15 protein-coding genes and 2 pseudogenes are annotated in these 20,357 nt (G+C 62.7%); 13 read left to right on the top strand and 4 right to left on the bottom strand.

Features of this window, described 5'->3' with window-relative positions:
• Positions 1 to 133 precede the first annotated feature (133 nt).
• Both ACTHJ1_RS05370 and ACTHJ1_RS05365 read left to right on the top strand, forming a co-directional pair.
• On the top strand, positions 134 to 1,042 hold the full coding sequence (locus ACTHJ1_RS05370) for a LysR substrate-binding domain-containing protein (RefSeq protein WP_440188800.1): 909 nt from the start codon (positions 134 to 136) through the stop codon (positions 1,040 to 1,042).
• Between the two features lie 143 nt (positions 1,043 to 1,185).
• Positions 1,186 to 2,505, top strand: coding sequence for an MFS transporter (locus tag ACTHJ1_RS05365; protein ID WP_440188917.1), 1,320 nt, complete (start codon positions 1,186 to 1,188; stop codon positions 2,503 to 2,505).
• 79 nt (positions 2,506 to 2,584) lie between these two features.
• Here ACTHJ1_RS05365 and prpC read toward each other — a convergent pair whose 3' ends face one another.
• On the bottom strand, positions 2,585 to 3,778 hold the full coding sequence (prpC, locus tag ACTHJ1_RS05360; RefSeq protein WP_440188797.1) for a bifunctional 2-methylcitrate synthase/citrate synthase: 1,194 nt from the start codon (positions 3,776 to 3,778) through the stop codon (positions 2,585 to 2,587).
• Positions 3,779 to 3,876: 98 nt separating this feature from the next.
• Positions 3,877 to 4,866 (bottom strand): malate dehydrogenase, encoded by a 990-nt coding sequence (locus ACTHJ1_RS05355; RefSeq protein WP_440188794.1) that lies wholly within the window; start codon positions 4,864 to 4,866, stop codon positions 3,877 to 3,879.
• A gap of 304 nt (positions 4,867 to 5,170) precedes the next feature.
• Here ACTHJ1_RS05355 and ACTHJ1_RS05350 point away from each other — a divergent pair, with 304 nt between their 5' ends.
• From ACTHJ1_RS05350 to ACTHJ1_RS05320, 7 genes and pseudogenes are all read left to right on the top strand, one after another.
• Positions 5,171 to 5,986, top strand: coding sequence for a GntR family transcriptional regulator (locus ACTHJ1_RS05350; protein ID WP_440188791.1), 816 nt, complete (start codon positions 5,171 to 5,173; stop codon positions 5,984 to 5,986).
• Between the two features lie 141 nt (positions 5,987 to 6,127).
• Complete coding sequence (gene sdhC / locus ACTHJ1_RS05345; RefSeq protein ID WP_440188788.1) at positions 6,128 to 6,553, top strand: succinate dehydrogenase, cytochrome b556 subunit; 426 nt, start codon at positions 6,128 to 6,130, stop codon at positions 6,551 to 6,553.
• Positions 6,554 to 6,934 (top strand): succinate dehydrogenase, hydrophobic membrane anchor protein, encoded by a 381-nt coding sequence (gene sdhD / locus ACTHJ1_RS05340; protein ID WP_440188785.1) that lies wholly within the window; start codon positions 6,554 to 6,556, stop codon positions 6,932 to 6,934.
• Positions 6,935 to 6,937: 3 nt separating this feature from the next.
• Positions 6,938 to 8,716: a succinate dehydrogenase flavoprotein subunit gene (gene sdhA, locus ACTHJ1_RS05335; protein ID WP_440188782.1), complete on the top strand. Its 1,779-nt coding sequence runs from the start codon at positions 6,938 to 6,940 to the stop codon at positions 8,714 to 8,716.
• A 14-nt stretch (positions 8,717 to 8,730) separates the two neighbouring features.
• The gene (locus ACTHJ1_RS05330) at positions 8,731 to 9,444 is read left to right on the top strand and encodes a succinate dehydrogenase iron-sulfur subunit (RefSeq protein ID WP_440188779.1); all 714 of its coding nucleotides are present in this window, start codon (positions 8,731 to 8,733) and stop codon (positions 9,442 to 9,444) included.
• Positions 9,445 to 9,509: 65 nt separating this feature from the next.
• Entirely contained in the window at positions 9,510 to 9,770 is a 261-nt protein-coding gene (locus tag ACTHJ1_RS05325; protein WP_330915860.1) for a succinate dehydrogenase assembly factor 2, read from the top strand.
• Positions 9,771 to 9,789: 19 nt separating this feature from the next.
• Positions 9,790 to 11,088: pseudogene (locus tag ACTHJ1_RS05320) on the top strand (citrate synthase).
• Between the two features lie 249 nt (positions 11,089 to 11,337).
• Here ACTHJ1_RS05320 and ACTHJ1_RS05315 read toward each other — a convergent pair.
• Positions 11,338 to 12,567, bottom strand: a pseudogene (locus ACTHJ1_RS05315) (malic enzyme-like NAD(P)-binding protein); the annotation flags it as partial.
• Between the two features lie 369 nt (positions 12,568 to 12,936).
• Here ACTHJ1_RS05315 and ACTHJ1_RS05310 point away from each other — a divergent pair.
• From ACTHJ1_RS05310 to zapE, 4 genes are all read left to right on the top strand, one after another.
• Positions 12,937 to 15,807 carry a 2-oxoglutarate dehydrogenase E1 component gene (locus ACTHJ1_RS05310; RefSeq protein WP_440188777.1) on the top strand — a complete coding sequence of 957 codons (2,871 nt, stop codon included), beginning with the start codon at positions 12,937 to 12,939 and terminating at the stop codon, positions 15,805 to 15,807.
• Positions 15,808 to 15,898: 91 nt separating this feature from the next.
• A complete protein-coding gene (odhB, locus tag ACTHJ1_RS05305) occupies positions 15,899 to 17,125 on the top strand; it encodes a 2-oxoglutarate dehydrogenase complex dihydrolipoyllysine-residue succinyltransferase (RefSeq protein WP_440188774.1) in 1,227 nt (408 codons plus the stop codon).
• 14 nt (positions 17,126 to 17,139) lie between these two features.
• Positions 17,140 to 18,567 (top strand): dihydrolipoyl dehydrogenase, encoded by a 1,428-nt coding sequence (gene lpdA, locus ACTHJ1_RS05300; RefSeq protein ID WP_440188771.1) that lies wholly within the window; start codon positions 17,140 to 17,142, stop codon positions 18,565 to 18,567.
• A 192-nt stretch (positions 18,568 to 18,759) separates the two neighbouring features.
• Positions 18,760 to 19,854: a cell division protein ZapE gene (gene zapE, locus ACTHJ1_RS05295; RefSeq protein WP_440188768.1), complete on the top strand. Its 1,095-nt coding sequence runs from the start codon at positions 18,760 to 18,762 to the stop codon at positions 19,852 to 19,854.
• Positions 19,855 to 19,900: 46 nt separating this feature from the next.
• Here zapE and ACTHJ1_RS05290 read toward each other — a convergent pair.
• Positions 19,901 to 20,357 (bottom strand): GGDEF domain-containing protein (locus ACTHJ1_RS05290; RefSeq protein ID WP_440188765.1); only part of this gene is annotated, 457 nt, incomplete at its 5' end.

Raw genomic sequence — 20,357 nt, 5'->3', positions numbered from 1 at the left:
ACTCTATGCGCGCGAGCAGGCTGCTTCAATCAAGTTGATCGTGGTTTTATTAATCCCAAGTTAATGAAACAATGCGCGCAAGCGTCGGCGCAACGAGAGAGCACAGCCGGCAAGCCGGCGGAGACCAAAAGTCATGGCAATCGACGAAGAGATCACGCTCAAGAAGCTGGAGGTTTTCCAATCCTTCATGATGCTGGGCAACCTCGCGCGCGTTTCGGAAGCGATGGGGCAGAGCACGGTCAGCGTGCATCGCGCGCTGCATACGCTGGAGGAAGGCCTGCGCTGCCCCTTGTTCAAGCGCGACGGCCGCAAACTGATACCGTTGCCGGCCGCCTATGTGTTCGCCGAGCACGTTGAGCGCATCCTGGACGAATGCGAAGCCGGTGTACGCCGTACCCGCGAAGCGGCGGGCTTTTCGTCGACGGTCTTGAAAATCGGCTGCCTCTATTCGATGACGGTTGGCACGCTGCCGCACGTGCTCGTGGGCTTGAAGACGCGCCGCTCGGCGCTCGATATCGAACTGACGCTGGGCTCGAACGGCAGCCTTCTGTCCAAGCTGGAGGACGGCCAGCTCGACGCCATCATCATCGCCCTGGGCGAGCCGCTGCGCAATCCGGACTTGCTGACCGTGCCGATGTTCGACGACCGGATTTTCTTCGCAGCACCGCTCGATTCGCCCTACGCAGCGTCGGCCGAGGTCGACCTGCAGGCGGTGCGCGGCGAGAAATTCGTCGCGCTCGGCGACGATTTCGCGACTTATCACGATTTTATGGTCGCCTTCGGCAAGGCCGGCTTCGCGCCCGAGATCGCGCTGCGCGTGGGCGATATCTTCTCGCTCATGAATCTGGTGAGCGGCGGCGTGGGCTATGCGCTGCTGCCGCGCCGCGTGGCGGATTTCAGTCCCAAGGTGCAGTTGATTCCTCTGGCCGAACGCTATTGCATAGACCAGCATATCGTGCTGGTCATGCAGCGCAATCGCGAACGCGATCCCAATCTGCTGGCGCTTTCGGCCGAGTGCCGCCTGCTCGGATCATTAACCTGATAGTAATGTACGCACACCGCGCTTGATTGATGCGCGCCCCGCTGGTTCGTAAATTTCCTGCAAGCCGGAGCCTCGCGTCCCGGTTTCGACTCACGCGCGCGACAATGCATCGGCGCACCCGAACGATTCCCCAAGGAGGAATGATGGAGACACTCAATAACGCGGGCACAATGGGCGCGCGCGCCAGGCGCACGCCGCTCACTCGAGCCCAGATCACCGGTTTCTGGGGAGCCTGGGCAGGATGGACGCTCGACGGCATGGATTCGGTGATCTACGCCCTCGTGATGGCGCCTGCGCTGACCGAACTGCTGCCCAACTCGGGTTACAAGGCTACGCCTGCCACGATCGGTCTGGTGGGTTCGATTCTGTTCGCCCTGTTCCTCGTCGGCTGGGGGCTGTCGTTCATCTGGGGCCCGCTTGCGGACCGGTTCGGACGCACCAAAGTGCTTGCGGCCACGATTTTCATGTTCGCGGTGTTCACGGGACTGGCCGCGACCTCGCACACGATCTGGGAGCTCGGTCTGTATCGCTTTCTGGCCGGGGTCGGCATCGGCGGCGAGTGGGCGCTGGCCGGCACCTATGTCGCCGAGGCCTGGCCGGAAGACCGGCGCAAGATGGGCGCGGGCTATCTGCAGACCGGCTACTACACGGGCTTCTTCCTGGCTGCCGCGCTGAACTACACCGTCGGCGCGCATTACGGCTGGCGGTCCATGTTCCTGGTGGGCGCCGTGCCGGTCATCGTCTCCATCATCGTGCTGTTGCGCGTCAAAGAGTCCGACAAGTGGCGCCAGGCCGAGAGCCGCGTCGAAGCGGCCGTAGCGCGCCGCAAAGGGCCCCTGTCGGAGATCTTCAGCCCGCGCTATGTCAAGCGCACGACCGTGGCTGCGGTGCTGCTGACGGTCGCCATCATCGGCCTTTGGGCCGGCGCGGTCTACGAGCCGGCTGCGGTCATCCAGCTCGCGCTCAAGAGCGGCATGAGCCAGCCGAATGCGGTACGCATGGCGTCGATCGCCACGGGCGTACTCTCGATCGGAACGATTCTGGGTTGTCTTGCGCTGCCGCCCATGGCGGAGATGATGGGTCGCCGCAAGACGCTGGCCATCTATTTCGCAGGGATGGCCCTCGCGATCGCCGCCTCTTTCGGCTGGGCTTTCTACCTGCCTGGCGGACTGGTGCCGTTCATCGCGCTGCTTTTCGTACTGGGCTTTTTCGGCGGCAATTTCACGATGTTCAGCCTCTGGCTGCCCGAGCAGTTCGAGACCCGCGTTCGGGCGACGGCATTTGCCTTCTGCACGTCGGTCGGGCGCTTCGTGGGCGCCGGAGTGAATTTCCTGCTCGGCGCCGCAGTGCTGCACATGGGCACGCTGGGTGTGCCGGTCGCCCTGACCGCACTGGTTTTCGTCGCGGGCCTGTTCGTCATCCCGTTTGCACCCGAGACGCGCGGCGAGGTTCTGCCTCAATAAGAGCGTTTGCGCCGCGAGGCGACCTGCGAAAAAATGCCCGCAAATGCGGGCATTTTTCTTTGAGCACCGTACCGCGCGCCTACTTGCGTTTGGCCAGGTCGACCCATTTCTGGTCTTCCGGCCCTACGTAGTTCGCGGTGGGGCGGATGATCTTGTTGTCGACGCGCTGCTCGATGATGTGCGCCGACCACCCGGCGGTGCGGGCGATCACGAAGAGCGGCGTGAACATTTCGGTTGGCACGCCCATCATGTGATAGCTCACGGCCGAGAACCAGTCCAGGTTGGGAAACATCTTCTTGATTTCCCACATCACGGTTTCCAGGCGCTCGGCGATATCGAACATCTTGGTGCTGCCGGCCTGCTTGGACAGCTTGCGGGCGACTTCCTTGATGACCTTGTTGCGCGGGTCGGAGATGGTATAGACCGGGTGGCCGAAGCCGATGATGACTTCTTTGTTTTCCACGCGCTGGCGGATGTCGGCCTCGGCCGCGTCGGGGGTGTCGTAGCGTTTCTGAATTTCGAAGGCCACCTCGTTGGCGCCGCCGTGCTTGGGGCCGCGCAGCGCACCGATGCCGCCGGTGATGGCCGAGTACATGTCGGAACCCGTTCCGGCCACGACGCGGCAGGTGAAGGTCGAGGCGTTGAATTCATGCTCGGCGTAAAGAATGAGCGACGTGTGCATGGCGCGCACCCACTCGTCCGATGGGCGCTTGCCGTGCAGCAAATGCAGGAAGTGGCCGCCGATGCTGTCGTCATCGGTCTGCACGTCGATCACGCGGCCGTTGTGGCTGTAGTGGTACCAGTAGAGCAGGGCCGAACCCAGGTTGGCCATGAGGCGGTCGGCGATGTCGCGCGCGCCGGGCAGGTTGTGGTCGTCTTTCTCGGGCAGCACGCAACCCAGCACGGACACGGCGGTGCGCATCACGTCCATGGGGTGGCTCGAGGCGGGCAGGGCTTCCAGCGCGGCTTGCAGATCGGTCGGCAGGCCGCGCAAGGCGCGCAGCTTTTCCTTGTAGGCCTTGAGCTCGGCTTTGTTGGGCAGTTTGCCGTGGACCAGCAGGTGAGCGATTTCTTCGAACTCGGCAACGTCGGCGAAGTCGAGAATGTCGTAGCCGCGGTAGTGCAGGTCGTTGCCGGTGCGGCCGACCGTGCACAGCGCGGTGTTGCCCGCCACGACGCCGGACAGGGCGACCGATTTCTTGGGCTTGAAGCCGGTTGTGGCTTCGGAGGCGGGGGCCGCGGCGGCGGTTTTCTTTTTGGGAGCCGTGCTCATGGTCTGTCTACTCCTTGCAGCTTTGGGGTTTGAATGCTTCGGTAACGAAAATGGACGATAAAAAAAGGCCAGGGATCTCCTGGCCTTTTTCGGTCTGCTTACTTCAGCAGGTCTTTCACGCCTTCGCGCTCTTCGAGCAGTTCCTTCAGCGTGAAGTCCATCTTCTCGCGCGAGAAGGCGTCGATTTCCAGGCCTTCGACGCGCTTGTATTCGCCGTTGTCGGTGGTCACGGGCACGCCATAGATGATGCCTTCGGGGATGCCGTAGGAGCCGTCCGAGGGCACGCCCATGGTGACCCACTTGCCGTTGCTGCCCAGGATCCAGTCATGCACGTGGTCGATGGCGGCGTTGGCGGCCGAGGCGGCCGAGGACAGGCCGCGCGCATCGATGATGGCGGCGCCGCGCTTGCCCACGGTGGGGATGAACACCTCGCGGTTCCAGGCCTGGTCATTGATGATCTGGTCGATCTTCTGGCCCTTGACGGTGGTGAAGCGGGTGTCGGGATACATCGTGGGCGAGTGATTGCCCCAGACGATCAGGTTTTCGATGTCGGCCACGGCCTTGCCGGACTTGGCGGCCAGTTGCGACAGGGCGCGGTTGTGGTCCAGGCGCAGCATGGCGGTGAAGTTCTTGGCGGGCAGGTCCGGCGCCGACTTCATCGCGATGTAGGCGTTGGTGTTGGCGGGGTTGCCCACGACCAGCACCTTGACATCGCGCTTGGCCACGGCGTTCAGGGCCTTGCCCTGGGCCGTGAAGATCTGGGCGTTGGCGCTCAAGAGATCCTTGCGCTCCATGCCCGGGCCGCGGGGACGGGCGCCGACCCGCAGCGCGACGTCGACGTCCTTGAAGGCGGTCATGGGGTCGCCGTGCGCGGTCATTTCCTGCAACAGCGGGAAGGCGCAGTCGTCCAGTTCCATCATGACGCCCTTGAGGGCCTTCTGCGCTTTTTCGTCGGGGATTTCGAGCAGTTGCAGGATCACCGGCTGGTCTTTGCCGAGCATTTCGCCGGAGGCGATGCGGAACAGCAGGGCGTAACCGATCTGGCCGGCAGCGCCGGTGACGGCGACGCGCATGGCGGGCTTGGACATGAACATTTCTCCGTAAAGAGGTTGGAAAGACAGGAGCGCTTTCCAGTGTAATCGGTGCGTCCGGCCTCGATCTGGCGTGCCTGGCGAAAACTGCCGCAGGGCGTTTCGCGCCGGCTCTGCCGGCCTGGACCCGTCCCGCATCCTAGATCGGATTGGTGCTTTGCGTCAATTCATCTTATATCTTATATAAGACATAAGATGTTGGACAGCACTTCGGCCCGCGTGCGACAATGCCCGCAACCCACACAGCCTGTTTTCCCTTAGCGGAAACGGGCGCCATGCCGACGCGCACATCTCCCCATCCATGACTGCTGAAGCCCGCCCCGATTCCCTGGCGCGCGCCGCCAGGCCGAACGACGAGAATCCGCCGGCCGCCGTCAAGCCGGCAGGGCGGGGCGAGGGCGCCGCGTTCAGTCCGCTCTACAGGCAGATCAAGTCGCTGCTGGTGCAAAGCCTGGAGCGCGGCGAGTGGAAGCCCGGCGAACTCATTCCCAGTGAAATCGACCTGGCCGCCCGCTTCCAGGTGAGCCAGGGCACGGTGCGCAAAGCCATCGACGAGCTCGCCGCCGAGCACATGCTGCTGCGCCGTCAGGGCAAAGGCACCTTCGTCGCAACACACCACGAAGCGCGTGTGCGCTACCGCTTTCTTCGCCTGGCGCCCGACGAAGAGGGCGAGAACGTGCGTACCGAAAGCCGTATTCTCGAATGCCGCCGCGCGCGTCCGTCGGCCGAGATCGCCCGCATTCTGGAGCTGCGCGCCGGCGAAACCGCCGTCACGATACGACGCGTGCTTTCCTTCGACGGTGTGGCGACTGTGGTCGACGACATCTGGCTGCCCGGCTCGGTCTTTCGCGGCCTCACCCTGGACGTACTGGCCGCCAACCGCGGGCCGCTCTACGGCCTTTTCGAAACCCAGTTCGGCGTGAGCATGGTGCACGCCGACGAAAAGCTGCGCGCCGTTCCCGCCAGCGGCGAGATCGCCGATCTTCTGGGCATCGACGCCGGCGCGCCGCTGCTGCAGGTCGATCGCGTGTCCTATACCTACGGCGGTCGACCCATGGAAGTCAGGCGGGGTACCTACCTTACCAATCACTTCCATTATCGCAATAGCTTGAATTGATGGAAATTTTTATCGCCGTTTGAAACGGACTGCTACCTGAGGGACAATACCGGGGTTTCCCTCACGGGAAGCAGGTGTTCTCGCCACGAAATTTGCCTTACCCAAAAACCTAGCCATAAACCCAGAAATACCGAGGTCGTCATGTCCGACTCAGCTGCTCAGAACGTCAAGCCAGCGCGTCCCGAATTTCGCAATATCGGCTTGTCCGATATCAGCAAATACCGCCTTCCTTTACCGGGGCGACTGTCCATCCTGCATCGTGTCAGCGGCATGCTGCTGTTCCTGTGCCTGCCTCTGGTCCTGCTCCCGCTGTGGGGCGCCAGCGTGAGTTCGCCGGAAGGCTACGCCAGCGTGGCCAAGTGCGTGGGTTACTTCCCTGTCAAAGTCGTTCTGCTGGTCCTGATCTGGGGCTTTTTGCATCACTTCTGCGCGGGTATCCGCTTCCTGCTTCTGGACCTGCACTACGGCGTGGACAAGGCTTCGGCGCGCAAGAGCGCCGGCGTGGTGTTCGTCGTCAGCCTGCTGCTCACGCTGATTTTCGCCCTCAAACTGTTCGGAGCTCTGTAAATGGCAGCCAGCAACAACTACGGCCATAAGCGCCTCGTCGTCGGCGCCCATTACGGCGTCGGCGATTTCATCGTTCAGCGCGCCACCGCCGTCATCATGGCGGTGTACACGGTGATCCTGGCTATCGGCCTGCTGGTCGAGCCGCTTACCTACGAAGGCTGGAGGTCGATCTTCGCCTTCCATGTGTACACGCTTCCCGTGGGTCAGCTTCTGGCCACGCTCGCTTTCCTTTCGCTGGCCTGGCATGCCTGGATCGGCGTGCGCGACGTCTGGATGGACTACATCAAGTCCGTCGCGCTGCGCCTGACGCTGCAGGTTCTGACCCTGCTGTGGCTGGTCGGCACGTTCGTCTATTTCGCGCAATACCTCTGGAGAATCTAAGCCGTGGTCGCTGTCATGAATTCCCTGCCGCGCCGCCAGTTTGATGTGGTGGTCGTAGGCGCCGGTGGTGCCGGCATGCGTTGTTCCCTGCAATTGGCTCAGGCGGGCCTGTCGGTCGCGGTGCTGTCCAAAGTGTTTCCCACCCGTTCGCACACCGTGGCGGCGCAAGGCGGCGTGAGCGCCTCTCTGGGCAACATGAGCGAAGACAACTGGTACTGGCACATGTACGACACCGTCAAGGGGTCGGACTGGCTGGGCGACCAGGACGCCATCGAGTTCATGTGCCGCGAGGCGCCGAGCGCCGTGTACGAAATGGAACATTTCGGCATGCCGTTCGACCGCAACCCCGACGGCACCATCTATCAGCGTCCGTTCGGCGGCCATACCGCCAACTTCGGCGAGAAGCCCGTGCAGCGCGCCTGCGCCGCGGCCGACCGCACCGGCCATGCGCTCCTGCACACGCTCTACCAGCGCAACGTCGCTGCCCGCACGCAATTTTTCGTCGAATGGATGGCGCTGGATTTGCTGCGCAACGACGCCGGCGACGTACTCGGCGTGACCGCGCTCGAAATGGAAACGGGCGAGATCTATGTTCTCGAAGCCAAGACCACCGTGCTGGCCACGGGCGGCGCCGGCCGCATCTGGGCCGCTTCCACCAATGCCTTCATCAACACGGGCGACGGCCTGGGCATGGCGGCGCGAGCCGGCATTGCGCTGCAGGACATGGAGTTCTGGCAGTTCCACCCCACCGGCGTGGCCGGCGCGGGCGTGCTGATCACCGAAGGCGTGCGCGGCGAAGGCGGCATCCTGCTCAACAAGGACGGCGAGCGCTTCATGGAGCGCTATGCGCCCACGCTCAAAGACCTGGCCCCGCGCGACTTCGTGTCGCGCTCGATGGACCAGGAAATCAAGGAAGGCCGCGGCTGCGGTCCCGACGGCAGCTATGTGGTGCTCAAGCTCGATCACCTGGGCGCCGACACGATCAACAAGCGCCTGCCTTCGATCCGCGAAATCGCCATCAAGTTCGGCAACGTCGATCCGATCAAGGAGCCGATCCCGGTCGTGCCTACCATCCACTACATGATGGGCGGCATTCCCACCAACTACAACGGCCAGGTCACGAGCTGGACCAACGGCGAGAGCAAGATCGTCAACGGTCTGTACGCCATCGGCGAGTGCGCGGCTGTGTCGGTGCACGGCGCCAACCGTCTGGGCACCAACTCGTTGCTTGACCTCATCGTGTTCGGCCGCGCCGCGGGCAACCACATCGTCGGCTCGCATCCCGAGCGCCAGCACCAGCATCAACCGTTGCCCAAGGAAGCGGTCGACTACTCGGTAGGCCGCATCGATGCGCTGGAATCGCGCACTTCGGGCGAGAAGCCCCAGGACGTCGGCAACGGCATCCGCGCAGCCATGCAGGCGCACTGCGGCGTGTTCCGCACGATCGATCTGCTGCAGAAGGGCGTGGGCAAGATCGACGAGTTGACCGGCATGGCCAACAGCATTTACTTCAAGGACAAATCCAAGGTGTTCAACACCGCGCGCATCGAGGCGCTGGAAATCGCCAACATGGTCGAAGTGGCCCGCGCCACGATCAAGTCGGCGGCCAACCGCACCGAAAGCCGCGGCGCTCACGCTCTGGACGATCATCCGCATCGCGACGACGACAACTGGCTCAAGCACACCCTGTGGTATTCGTCGGACGGCCGCCTGGAATACAAGCCCGTCCACATGAAGCCCCTCACGGTTGAGTCCTTCCCGCCCAAGGCTCGTACTTTCTAAGCAGGATGCACGCAATGACCAAGCGTATAGTCAAGTTCGAAATCTACCGCTACGACCCGGACAAGGACGAGCGACCCTACATGCAAAAGCTGGATGTCGAACTCCAGCCGCACGACAAGATGCTGCTGGACGCCATCTTGCGCATCAAGAACGACATGGACGACAGCCTGGCGATTCGCCGGTCGTGTCGCGAAGGCGTGTGCGGCTCGGACGCCATGAACATCAACGGCAAGAACGGCCTGGCCTGCACGACCAATCTGAACGATCTGACCCAGCCCATCGTGCTGCGTCCGCTGCCGGGCCTGCCGGTGATCCGCGACCTGATCGTGGACATGACGCAGTTCTACAATCAGTACCACTCGATTCGCCCGTACCTCATCAACGACACGCCGCCGCCCGAACGCGAGCGCCTGCAGTCGCCCGAGGCCCGCGAAGAACTCGATGGCCTGTACGAGTGCATATTGTGTGCCTGCTGCTCGACGTCTTGTCCGTCGTTCTGGTGGAACCCGGATAAGTTCGTCGGCCCCGCCGGGTTGCTGCAAGCCTATCGCTTCATCGCAGACAGCCGCGACGAGGCTACCGGCTCGCGTCTGGACAACCTGGAAGATCCTTATCGCCTCTTCCGCTGCCACACCATCATGAACTGCGTCGATGTCTGCCCCAAGGGTCTGAATCCCACCAAGGCCATCGGCAAGATCAAAGAGCTGATGGTGCGCCGTACTGTGTGACGGTAGGCCCCGGTGTAACCGGGGCTTAATCATTTTGTTGTATCTGTTTGAAAGGGTTTCTGCTTATGAGCAGACTAACCGAGTTGGAACGTGCGCGTCTGCGTTGGCGGGCGCGCCGAGGCTTGCTGGAAAACGACCTTATCATTACGCGGTATCTTGATGCTTACGAGCATCAGCTTACCGACGAGGATGTAAGCGCGTTGACCCAGCTTTTCGAGTTGGGCGACAACGAACTGCTGGACATATTGCTGGCGCGTGCCGAACTCCACGGTGCACTCGACACTCCCAGGCTGCGAGATATCGTCGGCCAGATGCGAGCGCTCTGATTTCTACGAGGAATAGATCATGAAATTGTCCGACAACAAAGCCACCCTATCTTTCTCCAACGGCAGCCCGTCCATCGAATTGCCGATCTACCAGGGCACCATCGGCCCCGACGTGATCGACATCCGCAAGCTGTACGGCCAGACGGGTATGTTCACGTACGATCCCGGCTTTCTGTCGACTGCCGCTACGGCGTCGGGCATTACCTAGATCGACGGCGACAAGGGCGAACTGCTGTATCGCGGCTACCCCATCGAGCAGCTCGCGGTCAATTGCGACTACCTGGACACCTGCTATCTGATCCTGAACGGCGATCTGCCGAACGAAGCGCAAAAGAAGGAATTCGACACCTCGGTCACGCGCCACACCATGGTGCACGAGCAGATGAACTTCTTCCTGCGCGGCTTCCGTCGCGACGCCCATCCCATGGCCGTGCTGACCGGCCTGGTGGGCGCGCTGTCGGCCTTCTATCACGACTCGACCGACATCACGAATCCGCAGCACCGCTATATTTCGGCCATCCGCCTGATCGCCAAGATGCCCACGCTGGTGGCCATGGCATACAAGTATTCGCGCGGTGAGCCCACGATCTACCCGAAGAACGAGCTGTCCTACACCGGCAATTTCCTGCGCATGATGTTCGCCAATCCGTGCGAGGACTACCAGGTGAACGATGTCGTCGAACGCGCGCTCGACCGCATCTTCATTCTGCACGCCGACCACGAGCAAAATGCCTCGACCTCTACCGTGCGCCTGTGCGGTTCGTCGGGCACCAATCCTTTCGCAGCCATCGCCTCGGGCGTGGCCTGTCTGTGGGGTCCGGCCCACGGCGGCGCCAACGAAGCCTGCCTGCACATGCTCGAACATATCCAGGCCAATGGCGGCCTGGCCACGGTGGGCAAGTTCATGGAGCAGGTCAAGGACAAGAATTCGGGCGTGCGTCTGATGGGCTTCGGCCACCGCGTGTACAAGAACTACGACCCGCGCGCCAAGCTGATGCAGGAAACCTGCAAGGAAGTGCTTGGCGCCCTGGGCCTGGAAAACGATCCTTTGCTCAAGCTGGCCATGGCGCTGGAGAAGATCGCGCTGGAAGACGACTACTTCGTGCAGCGCAAGCTCTATCCGAACGTGGACTTCTACTCGGGTATCGTCCAGCGCGCCATCGGCATCCCGACCTCGCTGTTCACCGGCATCTTCGCGCTGGCCCGCACCACGGGCTGGATCGCGCAGTGGGCCGAAATGATCGCCGACCCCGAGTACAAGATCGGCCGTCCGCGCCAGTTGTACACCGGCGAGTCCGTGCGCCAGGTCAAGGGTTAAGCAATACTCGCGTGCGTGGCGGACTCCGGTCCGCCGCGATAGAAAGGGCTGTTCGATTGCGAATAGCCCTTTTTTCTTTAGACGCGTTGCGTCTTGGGCGTATAGCGCCCCGGCACTTCGAAGCGAGCGGGGCATACCCGCCGAACGCCGAACGGACTTAAGAACCAGCAGCGCAGCGAATCAGAGCAGCAGCGCAGCGAGGCAGCAGAACACAGGAATGACCATGCATCATCAGTTATTCGCCGCGTGCCACGCCACCAGCTTCTTGCGATACGCCTCGATGTCCCCGATGGGACGACGCGCCACGCCCGACTCCGCGGCCGCTTGGGCCACGGCGGGAGCCACCGCCGAGATCAGACGCGGATCGAACGGCGTGGGAATGATGTAGTCCGGACCGAACTCGGCCTCGTCGTGCGTCAGCTCCGCGATCGCTTTCACGCTGGCCAGCTTCATCGCCTCGTTGATCGTCGTGGCGCCGCAATCGAGTGCGCCGCGGAAGATGACGGGGAAGCACAACACATTGTTGACCTGGTTCGGGTAGTCCGAGCGGCCGGTGGCGATGATGCAGTCGGGGCGGGCGTCGCGTGCGACCTCGGGCAGGATCTCGGGCGTTGGGTTGGCCAGGGCCAGGATGATGGGTCTGTCGGCCATGGTCTTGACCATCTCGGGCGTGAGCGCGCCGGCTGCCGAGCAGCCCAGGAAGATGTCTGCGCCTTGCACCACATCGGCCAGCGTGCGGGCTTGCGTGTGCTGCGCGTAGCGCTGCTTGTTGGGTTCCATCTTGGCGTCGCGGCCTTCCCAGATCACGCCGCGCGAATCGACCACATAAATGTTTTCGCGCTTGATGCCCAGGTCGACCATCAGGTCCAGGCAGGCGATGGCGGCTGCGCCGGCGCCCGAGACTGCGACTTTGACCTTGCCGATTTCCTTGCCCACGACTTTCAGGCCGTTGAGCACTGCGGCCGAGGAGATGATGGCGGTGCCGTGCTGGTCGTCGTGAAAGACGGGGATCTTCATGCGCTCGCGCAGCTTCGTCTCGATATAGAAGCACTCTGGGGCCTTGATGTCTTCGAGGTTGACCCCGCCCAGAGTGGGCTCGAGCGCTGCGATGATATCCACTAGCTTGTCGGGATCGGTCTCGGCCAGCTCGATGTCGAAGACGTCGATGCCGGCGAATTTCTGGAACAGACATCCCTTGCCTTCCATCACGGGTTTGGATGCCATGGGGCCGATATTGCCCAGGCCCAGAACGGCAGTGCCGTTGGAAATCACGCCGACCAGATTGCCGCGCGATGTGTAGCGCGAGGCGGCTTCTTCGCCGTGTTCGTGAATGGCCATACAGGCGGCCGCCACCCCGGGGGAGTAGGCCAGAGACAGATCGTCCTTGCCATTGAGGGGTTTGGTGGGCTTGACCGAAATTTTGCCGGGAGCGGGGTACTGGTGATAGTCCAGGGCTTGCTTGATGAAAGTCTGATCCATGAGGAAGCTGCTTGAAAATAAAAGAAAAAAAATCGGAAAACAAACTGATGCCGTCGGAAAGGCGCGTCGCCGTGGGCCGTGGGCTGCGTTGGAGTGGGGGGCAGTGTAGCGAAGTGACACGGGAGAGACATGACGCGCCGCAATAGCTGACTCGCTGCTTATTTCCGCGCGCTACGGACGGTCGATAAAAAGGCGAAGCCTGTCTGGCAAAGGGGTATACTGCAAAGCGGTGGCTGTAAAAGCCCCTTGCATAAGGTTCAAATATCAGTACGGCGCCTTCTGCTCCGCTATCCGCTAAACGGGAAGCCCGTGTCGCGGAAGGTTTTCCTGCATCGTATCGGGTGAAACGCCCGTCTAGGTGAAGCACATATGTCTTCGGAACAAGAGTCCCTCTCCAATTCTTATCTTTTTGGGGGCAACGCCCCTTACGTCGAAGAGCTTTACGAAGCCTATCTCGACAATCCCGGTTCGGTGTCCGACAACTGGCGCGCCTATTTCGACCAGCTCCAGCACGCACCGGCCACCGATGGCCAGGCTTCCACCCGCGATCAGGCCCACGCGCCCATCATTCAGTCGTTCGCCGAGCGCGCCCGCGCCAATGCGTTCGCCGTGCGTACCGCCGAACCCGACATGTCGGTGGCCAGCAAGCAGGTGGCCGTGCAGTCGCTGATCGGCGCCTACCGCAGCCTTGGATCTCAATGGGCCGACCTCGATCCGCTCAAGCGGCAGGAGCGCCCCAACATTCCCGAACTAGATCCGGCTTTCTACGGTCTGACCGAAGCCGACCTCGATCAGGAATACGCCGCGACCAACAGTTATTTCACGACCGCCAGCACCATGACGCTGCGCGAGATTCTTAAAGCGTTGCGCGACACCTACTGCCGCAGCATCGGCGCCGAATTCATGTATGTGTCCGATCCGGTCGCCAAGCGCTGGATCCGCGAACGCCTCGAAACCACCCGGGCCACGCCGAGCTACACCAACGAGCAGCGGCGCCGCATCCTGCAGCAGCTGACCGACGCCGAAGGCCTGGAGCGCTTCCTGCACACCAAGTACGTCGGCCAGAAGCGCTTCTCGCTTGAGGGCGGCGAAAGCTTCATCGTTGCCATGGACGAAGTCGTCAACCACGCCACGGAAGTCGGCGTGCAGGAAATCGTGGTCGGCATGGCCCACCGCGGCCGCCTGAACCTGCTTGTGAACATCATGGGCAAGATGCCCGGCGACCTGTTCGCCGAGTTCGAAGGCAAGCACGCCGAAGGCCTGACCGACGGCGACGTGAAGTACCACAACGGTTTCTCCAGCGACATCTCGGGCCGCGGCGGCCCGGTGCACCTGTCGCTGGCCTTCAACCCCTCCCATCTGGAAATCGTGAACCCGGTGGTCGAGGGCAGCGTGCGCGCCCGCCAAGAACGTCGCGGCGACCACGAAGGCAAGCAGGTACTGCCGGTGCTGGTGCACGGCGACGCGGCTATCGCAGGCCAGGGCGTCGTGATGGAAACGCTCAACCTCGCGCTGACGCGCGGCTACGGCACGGGCGGCACGCTGCACATTGTCATCAACAACCAGATCGGCTTCACCACGTCCGATCCGCGCGATGCGCGATCCACGCTGTATTGCACCGACGTGGTCAAGATGATCGAAGCCCCGGTGTTCCACGTCAACGCCGACGATCCCGATGCCGTGGTGTTTGCCACTCAGCTGGCGCTGGACTTCCGCACGGAGTTCAAGCGCGATGTCGTGATCGACATCATCTGCTTCCGCAAACTGGGCCACAACGAGCAGGACACGCCCGCGCTGACGCAACCTCTGATGTACAAGAGCATCGGTCACCATCCCGGCACCCGCAAGCTCTACGCCGACAAGCTCACCGCCCAAGGCGTACTGGCCGAAGGCGAGGGCGACCAGATGGTCAAGGACTATCGACAGCTGATGGAAGACGGTCAGAAAACCGTCGAGCCCGTGCTGACCGATTACAAGAGCAAGCACGCCATCGACTGGTCGCCTTTCCTGGGCGCCAAGTGGACCGACGCCGCCGACACGGCCGTGCCGCTGGCCGAGCTCAAACGCATCGGCGAACGCATCACTTCCGTGCCGGAAGGCTTTACGGTGCATCCGCTGGTCAAGAAGCTGCTGGCCGACCGAGCCAACATGGCCAAGGGCGAGCAGAACCTCGACTGGGGCATGGGCGAACATATGGCCTACGCCACGTTGGTGGCTTCGGGTTATGCCGTACGCCTCACCGGCCAGGACGCCGGCCGCGGCACGTTCACCCACCGCCACGCCGTGCTGCATGACCAGAACCGCGAACGCTGGAACGACGGCACCTACATCCCGCTGCAGAACGTCTCCGAAGGCCAGGCGCCTTTCACGGTGATCGACTCCGTGTTGTCCGAAGAAGCGGTGCTCGGTTTCGAATACGGCTATGCCTGCGCCGAACCCAACACGCTGACGCTTTGGGAGGGCCAGTTCGGCGACTTCGCCAACGGCGCCCAGGTGGTGATCGACCAGTTCATCACCTCCGGCGAGGCCAAGTGGGGCCGGCAGTGCGGTTTGGTCATGCTGCTGCCGCACGGCTACGAAGGCCAGGGACCCGAGCACTCGTCTGCCCGCATCGAACGCTACCTGCAGCTGTGCGCCGACAACAACATTCAGGCGGTTCAGCCGACCACGGGCGCGCAGATCTTCCACCTGCTGCGCCGCCAGATGATCCGCCCCTTCCGCAAGCCGCTGGTGGTCTTCACGCCCAAGTCGCTGCTGCGCAACAAGGACGCCAGCTCGCCGCTATCCGATCTGGCCAGCGGCCATTTCTACCCCGTCATCGGCGAAGTGGACGAGTCCATCAAGCCCGCGTCGGTCAAGCGCGTGCTGGTGTGCTCGGGCAAGATCTACTACGACCTGGTCCACGCCCGCAAGGAGCGCGGCGCCGACCATGTGGCCATCGTCCGTGTCGAGCAGCTCTACCCCTTCGCCCACAAGGCCTTCGAAGCCGAGCTGAAGAAGTACGGCAAGGCCACCGAGGTCATCTGGGTGCAGGACGAGCCGCAGAACCAAGGGCCCTGGTTCTACGTGCAGCATCATGTGTACGAAAACATGAGCGAAGGCCAGAAGCTGGGCTATGCCGGGCGTCCGGCCTCGGCATCTCCGGCCGTGGGTTATATGGCCAAGCATCTGGAACAGCTCAAGGTCCTGCTGGATCAAGCCTATGCGCCCAAGTACAAGGGCTTCGTTCTGACCAAATAAGAAACGAACTCAGGCGGGCGCCGATCAAGTGCCCGCCTTATTTTCATTCGCTAGAACATCGAACAATCACACACACGGGATACCCACCATCATGGCCATTACCGACGTCGTCGTTCCCCAACTGTCCGAGTCCATCTCGGAAGCCACGCTGATGAACTGGAAGAAGAAGGCCGGCGAAGCCGTCACGGCCGACGAAACCCTCATCGAAATCGAGACCGACAAGGTCGTGCTCGAAGTGCCCGCACCCGCCTCGGGCGTGCTGGCTGAGATCGTCGAAGCCGATGGCGCCACCGTGACCTCGGGCCAGCTCCTGGCCAAGATCGACACCGCCGCCAAGGCCGCCGCCGCACCGGCTCCGGCAGCCGCAGCCGCAGCCGCAGCCGCAGCGCCTGCCGCCGCTCCCGCGCCTGTTGCGGCTGCGCCCGCGCCCGCCAGCAATGCCGCCGCCGGCATCGCATCGCCCGCCGCCTCGAAGATCCTGGCCGAGAAGGGCGTGGATGCTGCGTCGGTGTCCGGTTCCGGCCGCGACGGCCGCGTGACCAAGGGCGACGCCCTGGCGGCCTCGGCGGCTCCCAAGGCGGCCGCACCCATTGCGCCGCCGACCCTGTCGCTGGACGGTCGCCCCGAGCAGCGCGTGCCCATGAGCCGCCTGCGCGCCCGCGTTGCCGAGCGTTTGCTGCAATCGCAATCCGAGAACGCCATCCTGACGACCTTCAACGAGGTCAACATGAAGGCCGTCATCGATCTGCGCAACAAGTACAAGGAAAAATTCGAGAAGGACCACGGCGTCAAGCTGGGCTTCATGTCCTTCTTCGTCAAGGCTGCCGTGGCCGCGCTCAAGAAGTATCCGGTCATCAACGCCTCGGTCGACGGCAAGGACATCATCTATCACGGCTACTTCGACATCGGCATCGCCGTGGGCAGCCCGCGCGGCCTGGTGGTGCCCATCCTGCGCAACGCCGACCAGCTCTCGATCGCCGACATCGAAAAGACCAGCGCCGACTTCGGCCGCCGCGCGGCCGACGGCAAGCTTGGCATCGAAGAGATGACTGGCGGCACGTTCTCCATCTCCAACGGCGGCGTGTTCGGCTCGATGCTGTCCACGCCCATCATCAATCCGCCGCAATCGGCCATCCTGGGCATCCACGCCACCAAAGACCGCCCTGTGGTCGAAAACGGCCAGGTCGTGATCCGTCCGATCAACTACCTCGCGCTGTCCTACGATCACCGCATCATCGACGGCCGCGAAGCCGTGCTGGGTCTGGTGGCCATGAAAGAAGCCCTGGAAGACCCGCAGCGCCTGCTGCTGGACCTGTGATCGGAGCGCACCAAATGGCTAAGCACTTCGACGTAATCGTGATCGGCGCCGGCCCCGGCGGCTATATCGCCGCCATCCGCGCGGCTCAGCTCGGCATGTCCGTAGCGTGCATCGACGCCTGGCAGAACGGGCAGGGCGGCCCGGCGCCCGGCGGCACCTGCACCAACGTGGGCTGCATTCCCTCGAAGGCGCTGCTGCAATCGTCCGAGCACTATGAGGCCGCCGGCCACCACTTTGCCGAGCACGGCATCGAGGTCAAGGGCCTGGGCCTGAAGCTCGACACCATGATCAGCCGCAAGAACAGCGTGGTCAAACAGAACAACGACGGCATTCTGTATCTCTTCAAGAAGAACAAGGTCACGTTCTTTCACGGCAAGGGCGCCTTTGTCGGCAAAGCCGACGGCGGCTATGCCCTCAAGATCACCGGCACCGCGAGCGAAGACCTGGTCGGCAAGCACATCGTGGTGGCCACGGGTTCCAGCCCGCGCGAACTGCCGGGCCTGCCTTTCGATGAAAAGGTCGTGCTGTCCAACGACGGCGCCCTGAGCATCGACACCGTGCCCAAGAAGCTGGGCGTGATCGGCGGCGGGGTGATCGGCCTGGAAATGGGCAGCGTGTGGCGTCGCCTGGGCGCCGAAGTCACCGTTCTGGAGGCCATGCCCGAGTTCCTGGCCATGGCCGATCAGCAGGTCGCCAAGGAAGCGCTGAAGATCTTCACCAAGCAGGGCCTAGCCATCGAAACCGGCATCAAGCTGGGCGACGTCAAGGCAACGGCCAAGAACGTCACCGTACCCTACACCAACGCCAAGGGCGAAGAACAGAAGCTGGTAGTGGACAAGCTGATCGTCTCGATCGGCCGCATTCCCTACACCGGTGGGTTGAACGCGGAAGCTGTGGGTTTGAAGCTCGACGAGCGCGGCTTTGTCGCCGTGGATGGCGACTGCAAGACCAATCTGCCCAACGTCTGGGCCGTCGGCGACGTCGTGCGCGGCCCCATGCTGGCGCACAAGGCCGAAGAAGAAGGTGTGGCGGTTGCCGAACGCATCGCCGGCCAACACGGCCACGTCAATTTCGACACGGTCCCGTCGGTGATCTACACCTCGCCGGAAATCGCCTGGGTAGGCAAGAACGAGCAGCAGCTCAAGAAAGAAGGCCGCGAATACAAAGCGGGCTCGTTCCCTTTCCTTGCCAACGGCCGTGCCCGCGCGCTGGGTGACACCACCGGTTTTGCCAAAGTGATCGCCGACGCCAAGACCGATGAAGTTCTGGGCGTACACATCGTCGGCCCCATGGCCTCCGAGTTGATCGCCGAGGCCGTGACCATCATGGAGTTCAAGGGCGCCGCCGAAGACATCGCCCGCATCTGCCACGCTCATCCCACGCTGTCGGAATCCGTGAAGGAAGCCGCCCTGGCCGTGGACAAGCGCGCGCTGAACTTCTGAGGCCATACGGTCGCATGACGATTCTTTGAGTCGCATTACGCTTCAGCGAGCCGAGGACCCCGGAGCAATCCGAAGCGCAGCCCACCGGGCGAGCATCGGAATTGCGCAGGGCAGCCTCGGCGGCTAAAGAACTCAAATATGGGCGGTTCTCCTGATTAAGGGAGACCGCCCATTGCTCATGAACAGCACCTAATGAACGTCCAGGAATATTACGAACAGGCCCTAGCCGAGCGCGGCTATCAGTCCGACGAAGCCCAGCAGCGTGCGGTCAACCGCCTGCAGCGCTATTACGACGACTGGGTGCACTACAAGGCCCTGCGCAGCAATGCCTTGAAGAAACTGCTCAATCGTCCGGAAGTGCCGCGCGGCGTTTACCTGTGGGGCGGCGTGGGGCGAGGCAAGAGTTTCCTGATGGACGCCTTCTACGCCACCGTGCCCGTGGTGCGCAAGACGCGCCTGCATTTTCACGAATTCATGCGCAGCGTGCATCGCGAGCTGGAAGAGGTGAAGGGCATGCAGGATCCGCTGGACGAGGTCGCGCGCCGCATCGCGCGGCGGTACCGGCTTATCTGCTTCGACGAGTTCCATGTGTCGGACATTGCCGACGCCATGATCCTGTACCGCCTTCTGCTCAAGCTGTTCGAGTACGGCACCTCGTTCATCATGACGTCCAATTACGAGCCGTCCACGCTCTATCCAGAAGGCCTGCACCGCGATCGCATCCTGCCGGCCATCGAGCTCATCCAGAAGCGCATGGACGTGTTGAACGTGGACGCCGGCGTCGACTATCGGCGCCGCACACTGGAGCAAGTGCAAAGCTATCACTGTCCGCTGGACGACAAGGCGGACGCGGCTTTGCAACAAACCTTCGACAAGCTGGCCGACACGTATCCGGAGAAGAATCCGGTGCTGCATATCGAGCACCGCGAGATCAAGGCGCTGGCGCTCGCCGGCACGGTGGTGTGGTTCGACTTTGCCACGCTCTGCGGCGGGCCGCGTTCGCAGAACGATTATCTTGAGCTGGCCAGTCGCTTCAACGCGGTGATCCTGTCAGGCGTGCCGCGAATGGGGCCGCGGCATCAGTCCGAAGCGCGCCGCTTTACCTGGTTGATCGACGTCTTCTACGACCACAAGGTCAAGCTCATCATGTCGGCGCAATGCCCGCCCGAAGAGCTTTATACCGAAGGGGCATTCGCCAACGAATTCCAGCGGACGGTCTCGCGCATTCTCGAAATGCAGTCCAAGGAATATCTGGAGTCGGAGCGGCGGCATACCGTCGACCTATAGCCGATCGTCCTCGGGGCGCGGCCGGGCCCGCATGTGGGCCGCCGGCTTACTGCACCGTGCGATTGCGTCCGTCCCGCTTGGCCAGATAAAGGTTTTCATCGGCATGGGGAAACAGTCCCCAGACCGTTTTTTCCAGATTGGTGCTGCTCTGCTCGGCATGAGCGATGCCGATGCTGATGGTGACCGCCACGTCGCGTCGGTCGAGCGTCAGCGGCGTGTCGGCGATCGCCAGGCGCACCGTATCGGCCAGGGCGTAAAAGACCGGCGGCGCATAGCCGAAACAGACCACCATGAACTCCTCGCCGCCGATGCGGCTGACCAATCGCGGCTCCGGAACCGTGTCGTGGACGATGCCGGCGATATGCTTGAGTACCTGGTCGCCGCAGACGTGGCCGAAACTGTCGTTGATTTTCTTGAAGTGGTCGACGTCGATCAGCATGATGTTGACGCAGGACTCGCGGTAGGCGCGCTGCTCGGCATACTTGTTCAGCGCATCGGTCAGG

Origin of the sequence: Bordetella sp., assembly GCF_051960075.1 — a bacterium.
Taxonomy (GTDB): domain Bacteria; phylum Pseudomonadota; class Gammaproteobacteria; order Burkholderiales; family Burkholderiaceae_B; genus Bordetella.
Note: the sequence above shows the minus strand (reverse complement) of the source record. Positions and strands in the feature narration are given on the sequence as shown.

Excerpts from the sequence above, each read along its gene's own strand:
- ACTHJ1_RS05370 (WP_440188800.1), top strand. The coding sequence starts at position 134 with ATGGCAATCGACGAAGAGATCACGCTCAAGAAGCTGGAGGTTTTCCAA.
- ACTHJ1_RS05365 (WP_440188917.1), top strand. The coding sequence starts at position 1,186 with ATGGAGACACTCAATAACGCGGGCACAATGGGCGCGCGCGCCAGGCGC.
- prpC (WP_440188797.1), bottom strand. The coding sequence starts at position 3,778 with ATGAGCACGGCTCCCAAAAAGAAAACCGCCGCCGCGGCCCCCGCCTCC.
- ACTHJ1_RS05355 (WP_440188794.1), bottom strand. The coding sequence starts at position 4,866 with ATGTCCAAGCCCGCCATGCGCGTCGCCGTCACCGGCGCTGCCGGCCAG.
- ACTHJ1_RS05350 (WP_440188791.1), top strand. The coding sequence starts at position 5,171 with ATGACTGCTGAAGCCCGCCCCGATTCCCTGGCGCGCGCCGCCAGGCCG.
- sdhC (WP_440188788.1), top strand. The coding sequence starts at position 6,128 with ATGTCCGACTCAGCTGCTCAGAACGTCAAGCCAGCGCGTCCCGAATTT.
- sdhD (WP_440188785.1), top strand. The coding sequence starts at position 6,554 with ATGGCAGCCAGCAACAACTACGGCCATAAGCGCCTCGTCGTCGGCGCC.
- ACTHJ1_RS05330 (WP_440188779.1), top strand. The coding sequence starts at position 8,731 with ATGACCAAGCGTATAGTCAAGTTCGAAATCTACCGCTACGACCCGGAC.
- ACTHJ1_RS05325 (WP_330915860.1), top strand. The coding sequence starts at position 9,510 with ATGAGCAGACTAACCGAGTTGGAACGTGCGCGTCTGCGTTGGCGGGCG.
- ACTHJ1_RS05310 (WP_440188777.1), top strand. The coding sequence starts at position 12,937 with ATGTCTTCGGAACAAGAGTCCCTCTCCAATTCTTATCTTTTTGGGGGC.
- odhB (WP_440188774.1), top strand. The coding sequence starts at position 15,899 with ATGGCCATTACCGACGTCGTCGTTCCCCAACTGTCCGAGTCCATCTCG.
- lpdA (WP_440188771.1), top strand. The coding sequence starts at position 17,140 with ATGGCTAAGCACTTCGACGTAATCGTGATCGGCGCCGGCCCCGGCGGC.
- zapE (WP_440188768.1), top strand. The coding sequence starts at position 18,760 with ATGAACGTCCAGGAATATTACGAACAGGCCCTAGCCGAGCGCGGCTAT.